The following is a 25,065-nucleotide window of genomic DNA, read 5'->3' as shown; positions in this document are numbered from 1 at the left end:
ACACAGAAGATTTGCGGAATTGAGCCAGTGATCGACCAACGCGGGCATTCAGGCCTCGATCACGCTGACACACATTTTCATCAGGATCTTCTGAAGCGTCGTCAGTTCCTTGGCTGTCAGCACCGACATCACGCTCTTTTCCATTTCGCGAACATCTGGCTTGATCTTCTTCGTGAGTCGTTTGCCTTTCGCGGTCAGTTCAATGATGACCCGAGAGCGATTGGTGGCGTCCACTTCCCGCCGAATCAATTCGGCATTTTGCATCTTGCGCATCAAACGCGAGAGATTGGAGGCGTCGATCCCAAGGTAAGTAGCGATCTCCGAAGGCGAATTCAAACCTTTGTCCAATTTGAGAAGCAGGTTCGCTTCCATTCCGCTGAGCCCATGCGGAGCGACCGCCGCGGCCATGGCCGATGACAGACTGCGGGAGGCGATGTGCAGCCCGCACGCGATTCGCTCTTGGTCACTGACCTCCATCGCGTCGCAACTCGTCAGCATCAAGGCTGGCTTGCCACCGATTTTTGGATTCGTCACTCTCACCACCCGCCAAATTTGTCAAACGAAACTGTGAACAATGACAAGTGTTTGGGAGCGCGACCACAAAGTCAACGGCTATTGACCAAGCAAGTGTTGCCACATTCGAACGGATTGGGTTCGCCAGCTCACCCAATCGCTGCCCGTGCCGATTCCCTCGGAGGTGACTTCGTGGCCACCGTCCGCCAAAATTTTTGCGACAATTTGTGCTTGATCGCCCATGTTCCAGTTTTCCGACGGGTTCCGAAACTCATGCCGACTCCACTGCACCAAGATTTGACAACGGTCGTTGGGCAGTTTGGAAAGCTGTGACACCATCGGGTGCAACATTTCAAAGGCAAACGGAGAATGGCATCCGATCACGCCAATTTGGTCGCTCACCGGGAGAGTCGCCATCAACGCGAGCGTCGCACCGAACCCGCCACTCAGGCTGGCGCGGTCGTCGCGGTTCGCAGAGATGCGGTATTCACGGTCGATCATCGGGAGCAATTCTTTCGCGAAGAACTCCGGATAGCCGGATGCCCCTTGCATCGGGTAGAAGCGTTTGTCGATGAACACGACGACGACGGGATGAATGGTTTTCGACTGAATCAACTGATCGACAATCGACGCCTGATTGCCGCTATCCATTGCACCGTTGCCGTCGTGCACGAACACAACCGGGTAGGTTTTCTCTGGGGCACTTTGTTCGCTTTCGACGTATCCAGGTGGCAAGTAGATCGAAAGTTCAACGCTCTCTTTCAACGCAGCACTGTCCAGCCGTGTTTCGACGATTTTTCCCGAGATATCCGAGTTCGGTTGGTCAACATCGATCACCAAGTCCTCGGTGAGGTTGCCTTTGTCAAACCAAGAAAGCTGCAGCGAGGAGCTTGGTTTTCGGAAGATCGGTTCCATTTCGCCCGCGACTAAACCACTCGTGAACTGTTGATCCGAGGTTGGGTCAACCAGTGGTTGGTAGTCGGCAAAGAAGACGTAAGAAAGTCGCGTTGTCTCAGGAACTTGAACCCCAAAGTAAAACAGGTCGGTTCCTTGCATTCGCTGCATGGCTCGTTCTTGGCGTACACCAAACAGTTCGCTTGCCACGGCAACGTCTTTGTAGTCCCCTTGAAGAATGAAGTGGACGAAGTCGTCTTCGATCAGGGGCAGAGACTTCCCACGCAAGTACTCGTCGACCGTGGTTTGTTTGTCGTCCGAGGACTCCACACTCTGGATGAACGCGGCGAAGTCAGGCCCAAGTTTGGGTTCATCGGAAGATGCCGTTTGAAGTTGTTGGCCAGATTCGAGATCGATTCTCGCGATTGCACCGAGACTTCGCAGGTAAATCGAACGACCGGCGATCGATGGCAGGCTCCACATCAGCCCGTCCGAATCGGTGTCGCCTGTCTTGAACACTCGCGTTTGAGCCGCTTCGTCGAACCCGTCTTCCGTGACATCGCCAACATGCAACGTTCCGTCCAGCGTTGCCACCACCAAGCGTCCGGCAACCGTCGCGAGAAAGCCGTTGCTCGGCGACCGAGTTCTCCAGACCTGATCGCCGGTCTCGGGATCCACGGCGACCAGAAAACGAGACGAGTACGAACACAGCAGCCCGCCCGACATCACCGGCACGCAGTACGTGTTGCGAATGGTGCGTCCTGACCAACGCTCCGACGCGCTGTCCGCATGAAGATTCAAGCCTGTCGATCCATCACGACTGTCGTTCAAGAACAGCCCGTCGCCCGGCAGCGGAACAGGCACGACTGCGGCCACCGGTTCACCCGAGGCACCGCCGTGAGGCCGAGACCAAATGACCTTTCCGGTTGCAGGTGCGATCGCAAACAAAGTTGTGTTGCAAGCGACGAGAACGGTGGTTTCTCCTGCTAGCTCCATCAAGACGGCCGACTGAAACGCGGCTTGGTCCTGTCCCACTTTCCAAGCCACTTGGCCCGTCTTCGTATCAAATCCCATCACAGCCCCTTCGGGCGATCCGACTGGAATGATTAGCACTCCATCATGAACAATCGGTGAAGTTCCAAATCCATAAAAGTTTGGTTCGACAGAATACTCCTTCTTTAAATCATGCTGCCAAGCGATGCTCCCGTCCGTCAGGTCATAAGCAGCCAGAATGCCAAACGGTGAAAGATGATATGCCTGAGTGTCATCGACGGCTGGGGTAGACACAGGGCCGTCGAACGATCCGTTCGCTCCCTTCATCACCTTCCCGGTCGGAGTTTTCCAGAGTGTCTCGCCGGTCTTTGCCGACATGGCGACCACGTACTCTTGGTCAGCCGCCACGTCCGCCATCGCCGAGACCAAACGTTCGCCTGATTTCACGACACCGGAATAACCGCTGCCGATGGGTTGCTTCCAAACCACCTTCAATTGCAGTGGGCCTTCCGCCAAATCCTGGTCGCCTGAGGCGGCTGATCCGTCATACTGCGGTCCTCGGATTGAGGGCCAATCCTGTGCGACAACCGGAATCGCATGCAGCCCAATCGCGAGGAGAGCCAAGCAGTGGAGGCGGGGGCGGAATCTTTCGGTCGTCATGGAATCTGCCAATGCATTGGGTGGAGGAGGCTTGAACGCCAACGACCTGTTCCGGAGTTCGGTTCAACGGTTGACATGACCAGTGTTGGCCGCGTGGCAAGAGATGTCAATGCATTTTCGGATCGCTCTGATCTCCAGGGATCCCAGCGAGGAAATGCCCGCCCTCGACCACGACGCAGTGACGCTTGTCTTCATCATCCAATCTGGTCGGGGGCGACGGACACCCGGCGATGGTTTGTGTATCTTCGTGTGGAAGGGAACGGTGGAATCAAATTTGTTTTCCATCCCTCCGGACCATTCCTGCTGTCGCTGACCACCCAAGTCTTTCCTCGCTCCCGCCTTCGTTGCCGAACATGATCAACCCAGTCTGCTTTTGCCTGTTCCATCCGTTCTGGCTGGTGTTCGTTCTCAGCATCGTTTCGCCGGTTGTGGTGGTTGGCGACGAATCGGTGGGTTCCAATCAGCCGGCATCTGTTGCGGTGGCGGAGGACACTCCCGCTGGTCAACTTGAAAATCAACCTGGTGTCCAAGTTTCCGTCAGCGATTTCCATGGGTTTGTTCAACGTGAATTCAAGCTGGACGGAGTGGCTTGTAAGTTGGTCAGCCCTGCGACGTCCGCCGAGAATGCACCATGGATTTGGCGGGCTCGGTTTTGGGGCCACGAACCGCAACTCGACGTGGCTTTGTTGAATCAGGGGTGGCACGTCGGTTACTGCGACGTCGCAGATTTGTTTGGCAACGAAACCGCGCTCAAGCGTTGGGATCAGTTTTACAAACTCAGCCAGCAGATCGGTTTGAATCCCAAGCCGTTGTTGGAAGGGATGAGTCGTGGCGGGTTGATTGTGATGCGGTGGGCATCCGCCAACCCGGACCAGGTCAGCGGCATCTATGTCGACAACGCGGTCATGGACATTCGTTCGTGGCCAGGTGGCAAAGGAGACGGCATCGGCGCGCCTCGAGCATGGAAGACGTGTTTGGATGCCTATCAAATCACCGAAGAAGAATCAAAGTCGATGGAAGATGGACCGCTGCATCGTTTGGCTGGACTTGCCAAAGCGGGAGTGCCCATTTTCGCCATGATCAACGAACAGGACAACGTCGTTCCGCCGAGTGAGAACAGTGATGTGTTAGTCCGACGCTACCGAGAATTCGGCGGCCAAGTCCGAGAATTCCGTCGACCCGGATTGGGGCATCACCCGCACTCATTGAAGGACCCTGCTCCGCTTGTCGAGTTCGCCGTTCAAGCGGTTGCGAATTAAAGGGACTTGGCCACAATTGGAATTCCGACAGTGGCAACTCTGAAGTCAATGATCTCGCTCAGTTGGGCGAGTTAGCTTTCACGCAGGGCACGTGAATGGCGAGGGACGAAGGGAAGTCAGTGTGAATGAGGATTGGGTGAATGGATTGTCCGTCGTGGACACTACTGCAACATCGACCACGTCCCTTGGACGCGTAAAGTGCAGCGTCGGCACGTTTGAAGGCGGTTCGGAAAGTGTCGTCGCTGTGAACGGCGGTGACTCCGCAGCTCACTGAAATTTTGATCAGATCCTGAGGGCCGTGTGAGAAAGTACAGGAAGCTTGTAGTCGACTCGCAATCGCTGATAGTTCTTTCAGGTCTTCGACCGGGAACAAAACGGTGAACTCCTCTCCGCCATGGCGGTGTAGATCCCACTGCTCATCGGATGCTTGCGAGAGTTGGTTTGCAACACGTTGGATGACTTGGTCGCCCTCATCGTGCCCGTACAAATCGTTGATTGCTTTGAATCGATCGATGTCGACGACGACCAAACCAAACATGACGTGATCATTTCCAAGTCTTGTTCGTCGCTGCTCGAAGGCAATGTCGCTCGCACGACGATTGCCAAGTTGCGTGAGTCCGTCGGTGAGCGAGTCTTCTTCCGCTTGCCGCAGACGCTTCTGTCTTGCAATGGAAAGCTGAGTCATTCTTGCGAGGACCTGTCCCACCATGTGTTGTTTGGGCAAGTAGTCCTGTGCGCCTGCTTGGATCGCTGCGATCGCAGTTGTTTGCCGCTCGTCACCACTCAGAATGAAAATGGGGACGTGGGGTGAATGATTGCGTATCGTCTCGACGGCTTCGACTCCGACATTGTCGGGCAGTCCGAGATCGAGAAGCACGAGGTCGAAGTTGGAGATTGCCAGTTCGGAGAGCGCCATGGCCAATGATTCGGCCTGCGTGACCGACACTTCAAAGTCAGGAGACCTGCCCAGCATCATTTGGATGAACTGGGCTTCCTCTTTTCGATCTTCGACGTGAAGTATATTGATGGTCATGTCAGTTTCGATGTTATTGCGATCGATAGGGCAGATTCGCCTGCTGGGGCACGTGAACTGTAGGACACAAAGGTGTGACCCATGTTTGGTTATCAGGTAGGTGGATCAACTCAAAAAGCCTTGGTCCATCTCCGGTTTGGTCAGTCCGTTTCCATCGATTGTGAGGGATACATTGGATCCTCGTGATGTTCTTGCTCGATCCGTGCGTTGACGCATTGAGAGCCGTATGGCTATCGCGGGTTGTGTGCCAAAACACACGTTTTGCTTGACCGGGCCGCGTTTTGACATAGGCCCATGCGTGAAATTCGCGGGCAGAGCGATTTGGATCGCCGATTCATTTTGATGGAACGTGAGGGAACAATCGACTTGGTTTGGCTGGTTCCTGATCCCCCGCCGGATACACTCGTCTTGAACCGCGGAGAGAACTTGGTTGAAGTCTGCTACTTCCAACGAGCGTGCTGAACGATGGGATTCGACGAAGGCTACGAGTCCATGTTTCTCACTCGGGAGTTCGCACCTGCAAGTCTGCTGAGTCCTGTCATCCTGTTGCACCCGACCAGTAAGACGAGGGTGAGCAGCCCTTTCACTCCGAACTTTGTTTTGCGGCTGATCGGAATGCTGATATTGAATTCAAACTTTTCCATCCATTGGCTCCTGGTTTTCAACCTTCTTTCGTTCCTTTTGTTCAGCGTAATGGGTTTCAGCCCGGATTCAAATTTACGCTGATAGATCGGTGAAGCTTGTGTTCAAAAGCCGCTGTTGGCAAAGCTGGCCACTCTGAAATGGGCTTGCCGCAGCCATCGCGCGCATCCTGGTAGCAGCTCGCCGCACGGCACGTCGCTCATTCGGCCATAACCTGACAGGTAGGGTGTCAGTGCATCTCTTGCGTCGCCGACGGTCGGGATTGCTTTGTCGATTTCATGCCTGCCGTCTTGTGTTCCGGTGGACCATGGATCCAATCTTCGCCTAGTCGATCGATATCCATCGGGCAAATTCGGCAGATCTCCTATGGGCGGGCGCCTGCTGCGACCTGAACACGGACCGTCGCAACAACGGTCGGAGAGAGAGACTCCGCAGTGGCCCGAACGATAGTGAGGTCGACTGGTTGCTGCTGCTTCTTCGGCTCGGGTGCGGTCGTTTGCCCTCGCTTCTCCGGTGAGTTGTGCTCACCCAGGTAGTACGTCCTGCCACTGAGTGTGGCGACGGCCTGTCCAGAAACTTCGAGCCGGTACTGCGGCATTGCCTTTCAGATGCGTCCCATGGTCGTTGCTCATTCGAACAAGAGTTTTTGGGTATCGATTCCCTAAAAACTTGGTGGCAATGATTCGCACGCCCAATGGCTTTCGCACCGCAATCGATGAGTCAACAAAGAATAGCAAAGCTGTTTTGAGTACCCCCGACAGGATTCGACCAGGGCCGTATTTCTCGGGGAAAAGTAGGCTCTGCGGCAAAGTCGGGACAGAAAGCGGGACAGGTTAAAAAGCCTCGTCGAGCTTTGACCTGGCTTCTTCATCGACGGCACACCCGCCCATCAATTGCCGGCACGCACTCTGGCATGATTTCGGTTGCCGCATCACGCGGCGATTTCTTCCGGCGTGTCTCCAACGACAGCGACACACGGGAACATCGGAGAGTTCGACGGTGCAACAACGATCGACCTCGCTTCGCAACCGCCCATCGGATCTAGCGTGGGCGCTGCTCACTTGGATTGATTGCGTCGTTCTCAATCACTCCACTCCCTCTGCGGATCAGGTTTTGATCCGTCGCCTTCGCGTCTTCTGACTTGAGGCCGCACCGAGCCACTCTTGCTGCGGTGAGGGCTTGCACCGAATCGACTGCAAATTTTCCTCGCTCAGCCGCCGTTTTGTTCCCTGGTGCAACAAATCGGGAATAGCCGTTTGCCAAATTCAGTTTGTACTTGACGCATTTACCAGGGTGAACGTCGGGCAGTTGGTCAACGTGGCCACTCGATTTTCACCTGATGCGTCGCCTCAATTGCAAGTTTTTGGCGAGCACATGAGTGATTCTCCGAATCGAAAGATCTCCGTCCCCAAACGATTGGACGCCCGTTCAACGCGGATTGAACTGCGGCGTCCGAAAACCGACCGATCAAGCGAACCCCTCGCGTTCACGTACCAGCAAGCAGCGGACGCGTTGCAGGTCAGCGTGTCGACGATCAAGCGTCGCGTCGAATCAGGAGATCTCCACGTCGTGATGATCGGCACGCTCCCCCGGATCCCCAAAGCCTCGATCCAGCAACTGCTGGGCGAAGCGTAGCCGTCGGCTGCTCGCTCCTGGAATGGATCCAAATCCTAAACCAATCAACTTCTTAGAAAGGGCATCATGCCAAACCCCATTGCGTACAAAAAGTACAACAAGACAGCGTACCTCTTCCGTTTCAATCGACCTGATACAGGCAAGCGAACCACCTTGCGTCTGGGTGTCGTTTCGAAGTCCGTTGCAAATGACTTCGGTCAAAGGATTGACGAGATTCTGGAATGCAACAAGTACCAAACCGATTTGAGCCCGAAGCTCTATAGCTGGCTCTCGAAGCTGGAAGACGAGACCTACGATTTGCTCGTCAGGGCCGGGCTCCTGGCTGCCCGTCAGGCATCGACCCTGCCGCGATTGAAAGTCTTCCTTGATGACTATCGAGAACTCAAGAAGGGCGGTGGCGGACGAAGCGGCGGCTGGAAGCCTGGCACCTCGAACAATCGCAAACAAAGCGCGGATGACTTGGTCCGGTACTTCGGCGAAGACAAGGCTCTCCACGAAATCAGTGCTGGTGACGCGGAGGACTGGTTCCAGTGGATGCAGAAGCCAGCTCCCAAGGGACGTGGACTATCCGCGGCCACGGCATCGAAGAAGCTCAAGGACGCTCGCCAGTTTTTCCGTTACGCGGTCAAGAAAAAACTGATCGACGAAAATCCATTCGAAGATCTTCGAATTCCAACCCAGGACAATCCTGATCGGCTGGTCGAAGTGACTCGCGAGACGGTGCAGAAACTGATTGATGCGTTCGACGATCCTGAGTTCAAGCTGGTCCTTGCGTTGGCCCGGTTTGCTGGGCTGCGTGTGCCCTCGGAGGTTTCTTGCCTCACCTGGGATGACATCGACTTTGATGAGGAGACGATGCGTGTCTTTGCTTCCAAGACGGAGCACCACTCACGTGGTGGCCACAGAATCTGCCCGCTTCTTCCTGAGCTCGTTCCTTACCTCCAGGCCGTACGGCCAGCCGACGCAAAGCACGATGACTTCGTGTTCAGGCAACTACGAGGCCCGAAGTTGAATTTGCGGACACCTCTGCTTCGCAAGATTGAGTCGCTGAAGATGGAGCCATGGCCAAAACTCTTCCAGAATCTACGAGCGAATGCACTAACCGACTTGGCTGAGGAGCACCCGATCCACAAGGTTTGTCGTTGGCTTGGCAACACGGTCGATGTAGCGATGCGACACTACGTGATCATCAAGAAGCGAGAATATGACGGGCCCCGCCAGGACAGGAAAAATCGCTAATCGATCAAGTGACACCCATTCCAATTTCCCTCGTTCCAAACAAGGAAAACAAGATGATGATGCCCAGCAAAAGCGGGACAGAAAGCGGACAGATTGAAAAGCCTCGTGGAGCTTTGACTTGGCTTCTTCGTAGGCGGCATGCCTGCCCATCAATTGCCGGGACGCACTCTGGTGTGAATTTAGTTGCCGCACCACGCGGCGACTTCTTCCGGCGTGTCTCGGCTCTCAGTTGTCTGCATCCCTTTTGATGCGACCTCGTGCGTCCTTCGGATCTTCGAAAGACGCACCTCTCTCTTCGTTCTCGCACACAGCAAGGCGTTCGTCCAACGCCGAATCAACCATACAAATCGAAAGTAACTCACATGTCAAAAATCAACTCGCCTCAAACGACGTCATCAGGTTTCGTTGTCGTGTCCACTTTCAGTCAAGGGAAGCGTCCTCGGGGCCTTCCGGAACGTGCCGACTTGCTTGCACTCGCGACAACCTATCTGGAAAAACAGACTTTGCATTGGCCTGGGCTCGCCGGCGGCAAGCTTCTTCCCAAACAAGACCAGGAGTCACTTGCTCGGTTGGCGAACGAGTTCGAGGCAAGCTACGCCTCGGGCCAGTTGGGCTCTCCAATTGCTCCGGCGACCCTCGGATCCGACTCCCCTGAACTTGGTGCTGCCTACATCCGCTACAGCGACGCCAACTCGAATACGCGGTCGCTCGATCAACAGCTAATCAACGTTCTGCAAATCGCGCGGCGGGAACAGGTCTTCATCCCTTGGAACCGCGTTTTCGCCGACGCGGCAATTAGCGGAACAACGGTCAATCGATCGGGCTACCAAATGCTCCGCGAGCTGGTTCAGTCTGATCAATCGCAGATCACTCGACTGTTTGTCGACGACCTTGACCGACTGAATCGAGAGCAGATCGAGTCGCTTCGGTTTCTTCAGCTAGTAAACGCAAACAACATGCGTCTCACAACTGCCAATGGCTTTGACTCGTCGCAGCAAATGTCGAAATTGACACACGCGTTCAAAGCGATTCAGAATGAGCTTTTCGTTGATCAGCTGAAGGAGAAGGTGATTCGAGGGATGAAAGACGAACATGCCCAGGGACAGAATCTCGGCCTTCCGCCAACGGGATTCAAGGTTGTGCCCAAACGTGACGCTTCGGGAGTTCCCATCCTCGATCGGAACGGCAAGTGCGAAACAGAAGTCGTGATCGATGAGGAAGCGGCGGCGGTTGTTCGCAGAATTTTCTCGATGTACGCAGACGAGAAGAAGAGCCCTGGAGACATTGCTCGAACACTGTGCCAAGAAAACGCGTTGGATCGAAATGGCTGGAACGCGACAACGATTGGCCGCACGTTGAGAAACGAACGCTACATTGGAGTCTACGTGTGGGGGAAGCGCCGTACCACAAAGAATCCAGAGACCGGAAAGCGTCAAGATGTCATGCGTCCGGAGTCTGAGCATCTTCGACGCGAGGATCCTCACCTGCGTATCATTGACGACGAACTTTGGAAGGCCGTCCAAAACCGCCTCGCTGAAATGTCGCGCAACACCCGGCCGAAGGGGGCCAAGAAATCGCGGCAAGCATGCTATCCTACGAGGTTGTTCGATTTGTACTGTGGGTATTGTGACAAGCCGCTATGGCTCAGCAGAAGCGGCAAGTACTCTCACCTGCAGTGTCTCCATGGAAAAGGGGGATCAAATAATTGTGAGCTGCGAACCTCCAAATCGATCCGCATCATTGATGACTGCATTCTCCAATTCATTAAAACCCAGGTTCTCGACGAAGCGATCGTCGACGGTCTGCTCGTGAAGGCCAACGCATTCTTAGCCGAAGAGGCCGCGAAGCCGACAAAGGACACTGCGGAGCTGATTGCCAAGATTCAAGCGGAAGAACATACCATCAAGCGACTTGCCGAACGGCTTGCCGTTCTCGGTGACGGCATCGCGGCCCAGACGCTGCTGCAAAGCGCCGTGAGAGCTCAAGAAGAGTTGAAACGCCTGCAGGCGGAACTGGATATCGCTTCGGCAGTGAATTTTCGTCCGGAGCCAATTGGTCGTGAAGCGTTCATGGCGTTGCTAGTGCATCTACGTGAGCTGATGCACGAGGATGTGGTTGCATCACACGAAGTCTTGGCAAAGTCGCTCGGCCGAGTCAACATCACGCAGGGCCCCAAGGCCAAACGGGGGCACACTTGGATTGCTGAACTGGACATCAACCCAGCCCCCGTATTTCTGGAGATCGCCAAGAACAAGAATTGTCCAAGTTCGGGTTCACTGGATTACCTCCAGATCCGAAGTTGGACAAACAAAAATCCCATCACTGTTAAGATTGACCAACGCGGGGAATACCAGCAAATCAGCAGCGACCCAAAGGCCTCGTCGCCAAACACTCCTCCATCCGGATAGGCCTTCCGAGCCTTCGGACCGTCAACTCGCGAGTCAGTCGGCTGAACTCCGTTGGCATTACGACCAGGCAAGACGATCAGCCGTTGAGGCGAGCATAAGCATAAGCCACCGTCAGTGTTGACTGTCGTGGCTTGGGGCCCCACTCACGCGCCCATACCCCATTTCGTGCCAGACAACTAACCTCGGCTGGAACAGCTCGTCACCGAGGTCACAGAGCACTGGCTCCATCAACTGCATCGACGCAGTCAGAGGGGCTGAGCGGCATGGCCCTCAACTCGAATCAACCAACTCGTTGACCGCTACCTCCGGCAGCCGAAGATTCTACATCCGTATCTGAAAGACTGCTTTCTCGCTCGACTGGCAGCAGGAGCAGTGTGAATTACAGCTTCGCCTACGGATCTGTGCGGGGGGCGGCTAGCAACAGCCGTCCCTATCGTGATTCTTGGTGAAGTCCTCTCGAAGCCAGCGACACCGTCTTCGAACGTCTCGTCGGCCAGGACGCTCGCGGCAAGTAACCGCCGCCGCTCCGGTGATTCGAATCACGAATGGAAACTTTTCTCTCGGCCCCATCCTCCCTCGGCTCCGGCCCATCGTCAAACTCCTGCTCCGTTTGAGTGTAGCGGCATCCATCCGCCCCCGCGGGAGATATTGCGCACCGATTTTCCGCCGGGCAACTTTATTCCCCCGCTAAAACATGCTGATCACTTGCCCACAAGTGGGGGGGCGAGGATAATCTGCCTGCGGAAGATCCACCACAGGATGAACCGCACGTGAATGCTTAGACAGAACATCATGAAAAAACGCACTCGACGGCAATCTGCAAAATCACGACGAAGTTCAATCGAACGACTCGAAGCGAGGAACCTTCTCGCTTCCGACTGGACCAATCCAGTTGTTTGGGAGGATGTCAACTCCGATGGTCGAATCAGTGCGCTCGACGCACTGAATGTAATCAACCAAATCAACCGTGAAGGATTGAACGAGGATCTGTCATCGGTGCGTCCAGCTTCCGAGCGTTATTTCTACGATGTAAACGGAGATGCCCGCTTGACTGCGGCTGACGCACTATGGGTAATCAACGCCCTTAATCGCAACTCAACAATTCCCGTTGAACTTCGCGAGAGCGAAGATTCTCTTGGCTTGAGTGATGTCAAAACTCTCAGGATTTCCATCGGCGAATCGGCACAACAAACGAGGAAGTATCGGTTCCGCCTGGACACGTTTTGGGGAGACCAATCGGCGAGCAATGTTTTAGATAGCGTCAGCGTTTACCTGGTATCTGAAAACGCTTCTGACTTGAACGATGAGTCAACGACAGACCGTTCCTTGTTGACGGTGACCCCTAGAGGTATCGCGTCTGGGAATGAACGCGTTCGCTTCGATGGCAATGTCGTTGAAGTCGATCTTTCGAGCGCAGGCGACCTGCAGGGAGCCTTGCTCGAATTTCGACCGCTCTGGGCTGGGAATTTGAGCAGCCGAGTTGTTGTGACGCCACTAACAAATGAAGTGCGGTCAGCGAACCTAGTGAGCGCCGCGTACTCGCCAAATTTTGCTGTCCAACCTGGGCAAGCAACCGATACGACGGTACTTCAGTCAAAAGAAACTTTTGCGATTTCCCTGCAAGATGTCTCTTTTGATCGCGACCTTGAAACGACTTCCGTGACACTCTCGATCAAGAACGAAGGATCAGCTATTGGAGCGGGTAGCGTTCTCACATTCCAAAACCTTCCGACTGGCGTGGAGGTACTCAACCGCTCTGGAATCACAAGCGACGGCTTACCCTATGTATCGCTTCGTAACGCCATTCCAAGTGGATGGCTCGGGAAGAACGCGACGACACTTCCGATCACAGTCAATTTGACTGGTGTTCGCACACGTTTTGGGAAAACTCGAATTGGCTTGCTTGCGACAGGTGAAAACCAAGCGCCTACGGTATCGTCAATTCCGCCGAGAGAGGTTGCGATCGGATCGACAGGACGCATCAACATTGCAGCGTCCGATGCAAATGGAGATTTGCTCTCCTATGTCATGCGAGATCGAGATGGACTGACGGCGGTCACTATTTCAGGAACCGAGCTGATTGTACGGCCTGAACCGGGTGATCAAGGAACGTATGAAATAGTTGTCGCCGTTTCTGACGGCCTCCTCAGCACCGAGCAGAAAATTGAAATCAATGTGCCTGAGTTGACGGAGGGAGACACACGCATCGCGGGAACCGTACTTGGTATTGATGGTAGTCCCCTGGCCGGCGTGCCAATCGAACTCGGCGGATACTTTGACACAACCGACGAAAGCGGGCGATTTGAAATCGCACTCCCGACAATGCTTGTGCCCACCGCGCGGTTCGATATAGCGATTCCTGTTGGGGATGTACAGTTCGATCCATTCAACACCGGCACCCAAACCATTCCCTTCAGGCGGGCGCGGCATGAACCGGGAACAGGAACGGACCTCGCGAACCCTCGCCTCCATCCGAATCTCGTCTCCAGCTTTCTAGACGCAAGCGTCGTCTACGGCTCTGACGAAGCGAGAGCGACGGCACTACGAACACTTTCGGGTGGGAAGCTCAAAATGGACGCAGGCAATTTGCTTCCTGCAAACACGGATGAGAACTTCCCTGATGGCCCGCTTGAAAACGACAATGAAGGACGGTCAGACCCGTCCACACTTTTCTCTACGGGTGACACGCGAGCAAACGAGAACGTTGCACTGCTTTCGCTTCACACCGTTCTGGTGCGTGAGCACAATCGGCTGACCGACCTCTTCGCAGCAGAGAATCCCGCAGCGAATGATGAAACGCTTTACCAACGTGCCAGGCAGGTCGTTGGTGGTCTTCTGCAACAGATCACGTATTCTGAATACTTACCGGCGTTATTGGGCCAAGACGCGATTGCTCCCTATGATGGGTACGATCCTGAAGTGAACCCAAGCCAGAGCGCATTGTTTGCTGTCGCAGCGTTTCGACTGGGGCACTCGCAAGTCTTCAGTGAACTTGAGCGACTCGACACGGACGGAAACTCGCTGCCGGGTGGACCGATCGCGTTGAAAGATGCCTTCTTCAGCACCGACCCGATTCGCTTGGATGGAATCGACCCGTTTCTTCGCGGCTTGGTTCAATCGAGGGCGGAGTCAATCGATCCGTTTGTTATCGATGATCTAAGAAACTTTTTGTTCGGCCCTCCTGGGTCAGGCGGTATGGATCTCGCCGCGATGAACATTCAGCGCGGGCGGGACATGGGCTTGCCGTCCTACAACCAAGCTCGGATTGATTTTGGCTTGGCACCTGCGGCGACGTTTGATGAAATTTCTTCTGACTCGTCAATCGTGTCGTCTCTCCAGAACACCTATCAGTCGGTCGATGATGTCGACGTGTGGGTTGGGGGACTTTCAGAAGATCATGTGGCGGGCGGCGCAACGGGCGAATTATTCAGTCGAATCATTGCGGATCAATTCCAGCGTGCGAGAGACGGCGATCGTTTCTGGTTCCAGAACGGGGTATTCAACGAAAGCGATCTCGACTTGATTCAGCAAACGACACTTGCGGGTCTAATCGAACGGAACACGGAGATTTCGGGCTTACCCGATAGTGTCCTCACGCCCGACCTCTCGACAAAAATGGAGCTTGGTGACGGGACGGCAAGCGATACGCTCATCTCGGAGTATCGGACTTTTTCGGGCGTGGGCAACAACCAAACACAACCAGAACTCGGTGCGGTTGGCACACCGCTTGTTCAGAATCACTCCTTGGGATACTCCGACGGTTTCAACAGTCCCGCAGGTGAAAATGCTCCTAACCCTCGCACCATTAGCAACAACGTACAAGCTGATCGAGGAGCGAGTGCATCAGCCAGTCTTTCCGGCATGATGGTTTATTGGGGACAGCTTATCGACCACGATCTTGGGCTTACTCCTGGTGGCGTGTCCGACACGCTCAAGATTTTTGGAGACTTGAAAGAAGGAACGGACTCGTATCCTTTTGTTGCCGAACGACTTGGCCTTGTTCTTGGTCACGATGCTTACGTGGGTGCTCTAAATGAGATTGAGCGTCCGATCTATTTGCCTGTACTGGACATGGCAAATTCGGTGACGGTCGATCCGAACGCAATGACAATGGTGACGACAGCCAATATTCCGATGGCCGAGCTTGGCATTGCAGCGGGAACGCTCAAAAATCGTCAAGGGCAGTTGTTCAGTGGCAATATCAGCATCACCGAAGTGCCACGCGATCTCACGCCTGCCTCATTACCGGACAACTTGATTCCAGAAATGGTCGTCACCATTCAGCCAGCCGACATGGTGTTTGAGACTCCAGCTCCACTTAGTTTGCCAAACACGGCTGGCTACGAACCTGGGGCAATCGTCGATCTCTATTCGATCAATCCCACGACGGGCGAGTTCGATGATGTGGGCGATGGTGTTGTCAGCGCCGACGGCCTGCAAATTACCACAACCTCGGGCGGGGTTAGAAACAGTAGCTGGCATTTCTTCTGTCCGCCCAATCCAGATTCGTCTAATAATCCACAGAATCCACATCCGGGATGCCCCACCTGCCCATCGGCGACTGGAACGGCAAGTTCCGATGTTGAATTTCAAACAGGTGCGTTAATCGAAACGCACGATCTCGTTTCATACAATTCGCTGGGTGTTCAACGCGGCGTATCGCTCGTTTACGACTCAATTCGCGCTGATCCGCGACCGGTGATCCATTTCGGTTTTGACCGAGTGGCAAGCAATTTTCCAGAGGTTTTTCTGACAGGTCGAGTTGACTCGGCAGCATTCACATCCGGAGGGATTGGAACGGTAGACAATGGTCTGTTGCCGGGTGAGAACATCTGGGCAATTCCAGATGGACAAACGACGGCACGTGGCGCCATTCAGCTCGATCTACGTAATTTGCGAACCGGGACTTACCAATACACGACTTATCCCCGCTTACTTGTTGGAGATGATGGGCGATTCCGGAATGTCGTGAACACTGAATTTCAATCCATACTTACGCATGTCAACACTCGCGAAAGCGTTTTTGGTGCTGGGTGGGGAGTATCAGGTTTGCGGGAAGCCAAGCTTGATTGGCGGTCAGCTGGCGGAGGTGGAGGTGGAGGAGGCATCACGGCATATTTTCTAGATAACGTGCTGATCGTCGATGGCGATGGTGGTGAGATTTTGTATCAGCGCGACCCTTCAAAAGAAAATCAGTTCAAGAGTTTTGCTTCTGGTGATTATTCCACCTTGACGCAAGAAGGGCTCAATTCGCTCGTACACCGGATGAAGAATGGGACAACATATCGATATGAATTCGTATTTGGCGAAAACAGATCTGGTCGTCCCGAGACGCTGCAATTGATTTCGATGACTGATCGAAACGGAAACACGACTAGTTACCGTTATGACAACGGGATCGGAATCACGGAAATCGTCGATCCCGTCGGTCTCTCAACAACATTCGTTTACGTCGGGGATCACGTTGCCTCAATAACTGATCCCGCTGGTCGGACTACGAAACTATCGGTTGAGAACAATGGACTGACTTCGATCGAGGATCCCGATACAACCGTTCGAACATGGTCATACGATGAACTCGGGCATATGGTCAGCGAGACAACCAAGCGAGGATTTGAGCAGCAAGCATTCTTTGACTTCTCAGGTCGTACCTATCAAGCGATTCGCGAAGACGGACAACTCATTGAGTACCAGCCGCTGCAAACCATTGGCTTGTTGCCTCCTGATCAAACACGAAACTTCACGAATCCGCCAAACGCTTTTGAACGCCTGAGCGAGGCGACAGTTCCTTATGTAGATGGAAACGGGAACCTGATTGAGACTGTGGTCGATGGCCGTGGGCAATCGACAGAAGAACGTGATTCAGTTGGGAACGTTCGACGCATAACGCGGAATGAGGAGAACCAGGTCTCCAATGTTATTGATGGAAGAGGTAATCTTACTGAATATCGATACGATAATCTGGGAAATGTCGTCGAAATCATCGATGAAGTTGTAAGTGGGGCGGTCGCGTTTGAAGCTTCGATTTCCTGGACGGGGGCTATCGATAATCAATGGAATAATCCATTGAATTGGAATGAAGAACGAGTGCCAACATCTGTTGATAGGGTTTTGATTCGACGGACGAACGAAGCGATTGGTTCGGTTGTGGTTGGTCAAGCTCCAGTCAATGTCGATGCACTTGATTCATCCCTTCCAATCACGATTGACGGCGTGGCACTGACTCTGCGTGGCCAGTCTCGCCTGCAAGATGACCTGGGGGTTGTCGCTGGTGGGCAACTGGTCGTTACGGGCAACGATTCCGATCTCATTGTTCTGGGACAGATTTCTGACGATGAAGGCGAGATCATCGCTCGCGATGGGGCAACCATCGAATTTATATCGGTCGACAAAATTATTGATGCCGATGGATCCATCGCTTTGGGAATTCGAGCAATTGGGTCAGAAAGCAGCGTCAAATTTTCGAACCTCACAAGCATTGCTGCAATTCCTAGACGCTTGACCATTTCTGCTTTGGAAGGGGGGGCTGTCGATCTGGGGTCGATTGAGGCACCTGTTGGTTTGCAGCTAGAAGCATCCAATTCCGGTGTAATCAACCTTGCCCGCGCAACTAGCTTGATTGGGGGTGGAATCTCAATTTCTGGCGGAACGATCAACGGAATAGAATCACTTGAAAGAATTAGTGATACGAACATCTCGATTTCGGCTGGATCAGTTCTCGAACTGCCTTTGCTACTATCAACATTTGAAGAAGGGGGGGCGACTAGCCAATCCCGCTTCGATATTTCCGAAGCCGCAACTCTAATTTTTAGATCGCTAGAAAGTTCTTCCTATATCTCGGCAAGCCTACGCACTGGTGGAGAAGTCCAAGCTCCAGAGTTGCTGGAAGCGAACAACTTCTTTTTTGATGTTCAGGGCGACTCACGGTTCGATGCACCAAAGCTGACACGGGCCACGCGTGGTGAGGTCCGTTTTCAAAATGTGAACGCATTCCCTATCGCTCAGATTTCGGACTTTGACTATTCAACTGTTCGAGTTCGGGATATCAGTGTGACGATGCCGCTGCTGACAAGCTATGCGGAACCGGATTCGCTTGCGGGTATGTCAGCGTTTCAAGTTACGGGAGAGGGAGCTGAACTTTCTTTGCCAGCACTTGCGACATTCATCGATTCCGGTGCCGGGCAAGCAGCGACGACTTTCCTTGCGGAGGATGGTGGCACGCTTAATATCCCACTGCTAATACAAAGTAACACTGCAAGGTTTGAGGCTCGTCGGGGTGGAACGATACGATTGCCAGAATTGGTTGCTTTCAATAATTCGAATGTGATCGTCGCTTCTGAATCCGCCATTGAAACTCCGAAATTAGAAACATTCACCTCTGGTTTCCTGCAACTTACCGGAAGCGGTCAGTTCCCATCGGAGAGAATCACAGGTCTCGATTTTGCTTCAGTTCACGTCACAGACAAGGTTGTCAGTTTTCCTCTGATCACCAGCTACTTGGAGCCGAATCAGCTCGCCGGGATGTCATCGCTCCGGGTAAGTGGCGAGAACGCGGAGTTGTCGTTACCTGAACTCGCGACCTTCGTCGACTCAGGTGCCGGACAAGCGGTGACAACCTTCCTTGCTGAGGATGGTGGTACGCTCAGCATTCCACTGCTGACACAAAGTAACACTGCAACGTTTGAAGCTCGCAGGAATGGCGTAGTTCAGCTTCCTGAGCTGACCAACTTTGATCGCTCCACGGTTTCTATCTCGGACGGTGGTGTGTTCGAGGCACCCATGGTTGAATCAATTGAGTCTGGTACGGTTACTGTCGTCGGAGATGTCACGTTTCCGTTTGATCAAATCACAAGCCTGAATGACACCTTGGTGAACGTTCGTGGCGGCCAAGTGAGTCTTCCGCAAATTTCTACGGTGACAACAGCGAGTTTTCGCTTGTCGAACAGCGGGATGGTCACACTTCCTGAACTCGTTGATTTTCGAGGATCAGAGGTGATCGTCAGCGATGGTTCGGCATTTGAAGCCGACAAACTTGAAACTCTCTCCGGGACACTTGAGATATTCGGTTCCGGTCTATTCCCAACGAGTCAACTTACAGACATTGATCAAGCGTCTATCAAGGCAACTGACGCAGCGGTTAGTTTTCCGTTGATCACGAGTTACCAAGAATCAGGAAATCCGTTTGGAGGAAGCATTCGCGCGATTGGAGTTTCTACAACGCTTAGTTTCCCAGCCCTTGCCAACATCATCGACTCACCAGTCGCTGGAACCGTCTTTTCCGCTGAGCAAGGTGGTCTACTTGAGCTGCCAAGACTCACGTCAAGTAACACAGCATCACTTCGAGCACAGGGTGGTGGAAAGATCGATCTTCCGACATTGACGATCGTCGAAAACTCAGACGTGATTGTTGGTGACGGATCGCTTTTTGTAGCACCTCTGTTGACTACTCTCACTGGCAGCCTCGCAATCACTGGAAGCGGCCAATTTCCTACAAACCAAATTTCAAACATTGATGAAGCAACGATTACAGTAGTTGATGCAGTGGTGAGCTTTCCGTTGATCACCAGCTATGTTGAATCTGGAAGGCCATTTGGAGGAAGTGTCCGAGTAAGCGGTTTATCGGCAAGCCTGAGTTTTCCAGCACTCGAATCGATTGTCGATTCACCTGTCGCTGGCACCGTGTTTTCAGCCGATCAGGGAGGCGTTTTGGAGCTACCGCTTCTCATCTCAAGCAACACAGCAGGGCTTCGGGCGCAAAATGGTGGCACGGTCGAAGCACCCAAGCTGACGACAATCGAAAATTCCGAAGTGATAGTCGGTGACGGTTCGATCTTCATGGCGGAAAGTCTGAGGAGTGTCACGGGTCGCTTGTCGATCACGGGAAGTGCTGCTTTCCCAGCAAGTCAAGTCACAAGTGTTGGTAACACTGCGGTAACCGTCCTTGACTCATCCGTTGTTTTTTCCGGCTTGACCACAGTTGAATTGAACGGCACAAACCGACTTGAGTTCCAGGCCACTGGTCAAGAGGCTTTACTCTCGTTTCCCAATTTGATAACCCTCTCAGTTGGCGATGCCGGGACATCGTCATTCGCTTTTTCCGCGAACAATGGAGCAAGTCTACGACTAGCATCATTCGTGAACGCCGATGCCGACCGAGTGCGATTCAATTTAACCAATAATAGTCGTGCAGCACTTCTGAGCTTAGCTGACACGGCCGGCATCGAACTTAACTCCGATGCTACGTCTGAGTTCTTCTTTGATGAGCCGCCAAATGGAGAAGGCGAGTTCTTGAATCAGTCGACTTTCTTTTCGGCGTCGGAGCTAGCAGGTAGCGTAACTGCCGCCGAGGGCGAAGATGACGAGGAACCAACAGAACCTCAGACTGTTTTCTCAAGAACGTTTCGCTATGACCCAATCTTCAATCAAATGGTCTATGAATCAGATGGATTGGGACGGCAAACACTCTACCAAATTGATCCTCGAAACGGAAACGTTCTATCGGTTACGAACGAAGTTGGATCTCAAAGAAGTTTTCCAGAAGACACCTCGATTGCGATTGATGTATCTGGGGCTGACTACAGATACATCGATTTTGATGGAGATCAATCGCGAGAACTTGCCTTCACTAGCGGTACACAGTTGTTCGTTGGCACTGAAACCGACGGAACTGTTGATGCGTTGGTTGCTTTCGAGTCGGAAGATGCGATAACGAGTTTTTCCGAAGGTGACTTCAACCAAGATGGTTTGCAAGACGTTGCTATCGCGACGCGAACTTCAGCAAGCGTTTTACTAAGAACGGCATCCGGAGGATTTGAAGAACTCAGCATTTTGGCTGACTCAGATGAGTTGGTTTCAATGGCGGCATTAGAAGACCTTGATGGGGATGGAGTCGATGAACTTGTCGTTGGACAACGTGCTTTTGACCCAAACAGTCGGACATTCGGAACTCAGCTTGATTTCTACCGACGCAGTGGTAATGAAACAATTCTGGCCGGCGGCTATTTAGAAGAGTTCACACAAAACGGTCCTGTTAGTTCCATCAAAGCGGGCGATTTTGACCGAGATGGCGAACGAGACTTACTCCTGTTGGTTACTCAGCTCGTAGATGAAAGAGGGTCAAGTCTTAGCTTTCTCCGAGTAGCCTGGGGAACATCAACTTTGCAATATGAAGGGGATGGATTCTTAGGGCAGACGAATACCGCAGCAAGAATGGAGTTTGAGCTAATCGATTCGGACCTTGACGGAAATCTTGAACTCGTGTCTCCAACGCTGAGGAATGTCGAGATAAACTCGGACCGCTCGTTGGATTATCTGCAAGTCGCGGATGTCGATCGTTTCCTGACAGATCTTTCGCTTGCTGACCTCAATGATGACGGACGCCTCGATATTATTGGAATCGTGAGGGGTGACAACGCAACCCAACGACTTGATCAACAGCCCGGAAATCTTGTGATCCGACTGTCTGCCGCCGATGGTGGTTTCTTAAATCCATTTTCCGTTGCAGTCGGAGACGATCCTCGGAACGTTTTTGTCGAAGACTTTGATAACGATGGACGCCTAGATATTCGGACCCGTCATAAAGCGAACGATGCGGACTCTTCAGAATTGCACACCATCTTCGCGGCGCACGAGCGTTTCTTCGGAGCTATTGGCGATTCTGATGACCAGATCACTCGGTACAGCTACACGCCACAAGGCTTGGTTGACACGATGACAGACCCGTTCGGGCGGGTGATGGACTACGACTACGACCAATTTGGTCGTCTGATCACAACCACGATGGCTAAGGGCACGCCTGACGAGGTTGTTTATCGCAACGAGTACGACCAATCGAAAGTTGGCGGACGAGCAGGGATGCCGACGGCGACGATTGATGCGAACGGTAATCGAACTGAGTTCGATTATTTGGCAATGAATCCAGTCGAGCGGATTTCGGAAGCCGATCCAGACGGTGACGGACCACTCACGTCGCCTGAGACGACGTTCTTCTACGACGAAGAACTCAACATGACTTTGGTGGTTGATCCCCTCGGACATGAAACGAGGTACGAGTTTGATGAGCGTGATCGTCAGGTGACTGTCATCGAAGCCGATCCCGATGGCGACGGGCCGCTTGAGCAGCCAATCACTCGCTACGAGTATGACGGAAACGATAATCTCACCAGCACCACCGATCCGCTCGGTAACGGTTCGCAGAATGAATACGATGCTCGCAATCGTTTGGTCAAGTCGATTGATCCCGATGGGGGTGGCATTCGGTACGAGTATGATCTCGACAACAACTTGATCGCTCTCATTGATCCAGTCGGCAACCGCACTGAGTTTGTCTACGACTCGCGTGACAGGCTAGTGAGCGAAGTGGATCCACTCGGGGCAATCACGCAGTATCGCTACGACGGAGCGAATAACCTCATCGAGAAAGTTGATCGGAACGGTCGGGTCACACAGTTTCATTACGATGATCTTGATCGACTTGTGACTGAAAACTGGCTCGTCGGTGAAGAAATCGTCAACACAATCACGTCGGTGTACGACATCGTCGGAAACCTCGAATCGATCACAGATGTCTACAGCGATTTGACCTTCACTTACGACAGCCTCGACCGAGTAAAATCGGTCGACAACGCGGGAACACCCGAAGCTCCAAACGTCCTTCTCGAATACACGTATGACGGTAATGGGAATGTCCTCACGGTCATTGACACGATTGAAGGCGAAGCGGGAGCAACAACAAGCTACGCTTACGATGGACTCGACCGACTCGCAACACTCCAGCAAACGGGAACGGATGTCGCGGACAAACTCGTCGACTTTTCCTACAATGCTATCGCTCAATATACAGGCATCCAGCGATACTCGGACACCGTTCGCAGCCAGCTTTCGGTTCAATCAAGCTATCTCTACGACTCGCTCAACCGCCTGAAGAATCTTTCGCACGATAACGCATCTGGCGAGCGATTGAGCTTCTTCGACTTCCGCTATGATGTTGCAAGTCGAATCACGCGAATCGAAGACGTCCACGGCGTCACGGACTATCAATTTGACGACCGCGATCAGCTCACTGCGGCTGAGCGAAGCGACTCAGACGCAAGAGGCGATGAAGCTTTCGTCTTCGATGCAAACGGCAACCGTGTTTCGAGCGAACTACACGGTGACGGGTACGTCACCGGAGACTCCAACCGTCTGCTTTCCGACGGCACCTTCAGCTACGAGTACGACGACGAAGGCAACACAGTCAAACGAATAGAGATTGCGACAGGTAACTATCGAATATTTGAATGGGACCATCGAAATCGCCTGCTCGCACTGAATGACTTCATGGGCAACGGAATATTGTATCAAGAGATAAAGTTCAACTATGACGCGATGAACCGCCGCATAACGAAAGTCGTTCGTGTATCGCCTAATAGTGAATTCGAAGAATCGACGATCTTTTTTATCTATGACGTTGAAAACGTAATAATAGACTTGACGTTATCATCGAATTCAGGAGAGATCGCAACGTTTGAAGAATCTGTCAGGTATCTGCATGGCATTGATACCGACCAGGTTATTAGCCAAGAGACGGCGAAGCTCTCTGCCAATATTAGGTTGGATTGGTTGCTTACTGACCAGCTTGGGACAATTCAAGCAATCGCTTCGGCAAATGGTACTGAAGTGTCGACGTTCCGGTACGACGCATTTGGTAATCGAAAAGATGATGAAAGCCAAATTGGCCGCTACGGATTTACTGGGCGTGAGATCGATGAAGAATCAGGCATGATTTACTCGAGATCGCGATACCTTAACCCTGTAGTTGGTCGATTCTTTTCCGAGGACACAATTGGATTCGAAGGACTGGATGCGAACTTATACAGATATGTGACTAATTCACCTTTGCAGTACGTCGATGCTGATGGGAAACTACCGCGGATTTTTTCTGGCGAAGGATTCGATGTATTTGCGAACACCGCAGGAGACACAGCCAGCCCTGGCTCCCGTGTTGAGCACGGCCCGCGCCACGTCGACATCAAACATAAAGACGGCATCACAAAAGTCAAAGTCGATGATTTGTCGAAGATGGGAGCTGGTGACAGATTGGATGGCAAGAAAATCCCGGCTAATGTTCGAAAGAAAATCAAAAACGCCTCCGACTCAATAATCGGAGAGTTCGACAAACAGATTAGATGGCCAAACCAAGCTGGAAAGATCAGCCTCAAGTGCTTGCGTTTCCTCGGTTTTGTCGGAGCAGTTGTTGACATTATGACACCGCAGACACTGCAGTGCATTCCTGAGGAAGGATGCAACCCAGAAAATAACTAATTGCAAAAAAGAGCAAATTATGAACGTATTGACACCGATATGCCAAGTGTATTTGAAGTAATTGCCGAGACTGTTGAGAACAATATTTCATACCCGTGTGAAGCGAGCGAAACGCGACTAGGTTTTTTTGATTCAAATGGAAATGCGCAGAAGTTTGTCGATCGTGTAGCTCAGGCCCAACGTGTAGAGAAACTGTGGAGTGTTGATCCTTCGGAGCGTTTACTGGCGTTTCGGATTGAGTAATACACTTTCAAGTCGCCGTTTGTTCACTTATCAACGTCCCGCCAGCTAGCGTCGAGTACGCTCTGGATGCAGTACAACCACACATATGGAAGGCTAAAAGGCAGCCCAAAAACTACTTTAAGATTTGGAGTTGGTGAATTTGTCGAATTCTTGAACTACAGCGCAGGTGATTCCTCGTATTTGCAGCTTGGTGTAGTGGCCTGCCTGCCTCCGAATTCTTGCCGGGCTGGGACTGTGTTTTCTC

9 protein-coding genes are annotated in these 25,065 nt (G+C 52.8%); 6 read left to right on the top strand and 3 right to left on the bottom strand.

Annotated features, from left to right (window positions below; genetic code table 11):
* Window positions 1–48 precede the first annotated feature (48 nt).
* Window positions 49–534, bottom strand: coding sequence for a MarR family winged helix-turn-helix transcriptional regulator (locus CEE69_RS08370; protein WP_099260245.1), 486 nt, complete (start codon window positions 532–534; stop codon window positions 49–51).
* A 78-nt stretch (window positions 535–612) separates the two neighbouring features.
* Window positions 613–3,060 (bottom strand): outer membrane protein assembly factor BamB family protein, encoded by a 2,448-nt coding sequence (locus CEE69_RS08365; RefSeq protein WP_099260244.1) that lies wholly within the window; start codon window positions 3,058–3,060, stop codon window positions 613–615.
* Window positions 3,061–3,413: 353 nt separating this feature from the next.
* Here CEE69_RS08365 and CEE69_RS08360 point away from each other — a divergent pair, with 353 nt between their 5' ends.
* Entirely contained in the window at window positions 3,414–4,319 is a 906-nt protein-coding gene (locus CEE69_RS08360) for an alpha/beta fold hydrolase (RefSeq protein WP_099260243.1), read from the top strand.
* Between the two features lie 58 nt (window positions 4,320–4,377).
* On the opposite strand, the gene CEE69_RS08355 is transcribed toward CEE69_RS08360, so the two are convergent.
* On the bottom strand, window positions 4,378–5,352 hold the full coding sequence (locus tag CEE69_RS08355; protein ID WP_099260242.1) for a diguanylate cyclase: 975 nt from the start codon (window positions 5,350–5,352) through the stop codon (window positions 4,378–4,380).
* Between the two features lie 294 nt (window positions 5,353–5,646).
* On the opposite strand from CEE69_RS08355, the gene CEE69_RS32470 reads away from it, so the two are divergent.
* From CEE69_RS32470 to CEE69_RS08315, 5 genes are all read left to right on the top strand, one after another.
* Window positions 5,647–5,814 carry a hypothetical protein gene (locus CEE69_RS32470; protein ID WP_158230987.1) on the top strand — a complete coding sequence of 56 codons (168 nt, stop codon included), beginning with the start codon at window positions 5,647–5,649 and terminating at the stop codon, window positions 5,812–5,814.
* A 1,554-nt stretch (window positions 5,815–7,368) separates the two neighbouring features.
* Complete coding sequence (locus CEE69_RS08335) at window positions 7,369–7,629, top strand: excisionase family DNA-binding protein (protein ID WP_233215048.1); 261 nt, start codon at window positions 7,369–7,371, stop codon at window positions 7,627–7,629.
* Between the two features lie 66 nt (window positions 7,630–7,695).
* A complete protein-coding gene (locus CEE69_RS08330; RefSeq protein ID WP_099260239.1) occupies window positions 7,696–8,868 on the top strand; it encodes a tyrosine-type recombinase/integrase in 1,173 nt (390 codons plus the stop codon).
* 362 nt (window positions 8,869–9,230) lie between these two features.
* Window positions 9,231–11,276, top strand: a complete 2,046-nt coding sequence (locus tag CEE69_RS08320) for a recombinase family protein (protein WP_099260238.1) — start codon at window positions 9,231–9,233, stop codon at window positions 11,274–11,276.
* Window positions 11,277–12,068: 792 nt separating this feature from the next.
* Window positions 12,069–24,578 carry a peroxidase family protein gene (locus CEE69_RS08315; RefSeq protein WP_158230985.1) on the top strand — a complete coding sequence of 4,170 codons (12,510 nt, stop codon included), beginning with the start codon at window positions 12,069–12,071 and terminating at the stop codon, window positions 24,576–24,578.
* Window positions 24,579–25,065 lie beyond the last annotated feature (487 nt).

Origin of the sequence: Rhodopirellula bahusiensis (assembly GCF_002727185.1) — a bacterium.
Taxonomy (GTDB): domain Bacteria; phylum Planctomycetota; class Planctomycetia; order Pirellulales; family Pirellulaceae; genus Rhodopirellula; species Rhodopirellula bahusiensis.
Note: the sequence above shows the minus strand (reverse complement) of the source record. Positions and strands in the feature narration are given on the sequence as shown.

What these genes read in the sequence shown, in the direction of transcription:
- CEE69_RS08360 (WP_099260243.1), top strand. Translation starts at nt 3,414, where the DNA reads ATGATCAACCCAGTCTGCTTTTGCCTGTTCCATCCGTTCTGGCTGGTG.
- CEE69_RS08330 (WP_099260239.1), top strand. Translation starts at nt 7,696, where the DNA reads ATGCCAAACCCCATTGCGTACAAAAAGTACAACAAGACAGCGTACCTC.
- CEE69_RS08355 (WP_099260242.1), bottom strand. Translation starts at nt 5,352, where the DNA reads ATGACCATCAATATACTTCACGTCGAAGATCGAAAAGAGGAAGCCCAG.
- CEE69_RS08365 (WP_099260244.1), bottom strand. Translation starts at nt 3,060, where the DNA reads ATGACGACCGAAAGATTCCGCCCCCGCCTCCACTGCTTGGCTCTCCTC.
- CEE69_RS08320 (WP_099260238.1), top strand. Translation starts at nt 9,231, where the DNA reads ATGTCAAAAATCAACTCGCCTCAAACGACGTCATCAGGTTTCGTTGTC.
- CEE69_RS32470 (WP_158230987.1), top strand. Translation starts at nt 5,647, where the DNA reads ATGCGTGAAATTCGCGGGCAGAGCGATTTGGATCGCCGATTCATTTTG.
- CEE69_RS08335 (WP_233215048.1), top strand. Translation starts at nt 7,369, where the DNA reads ATGAGTGATTCTCCGAATCGAAAGATCTCCGTCCCCAAACGATTGGAC.
- CEE69_RS08315 (WP_158230985.1), top strand. Translation starts at nt 12,069, where the DNA reads ATGAAAAAACGCACTCGACGGCAATCTGCAAAATCACGACGAAGTTCA.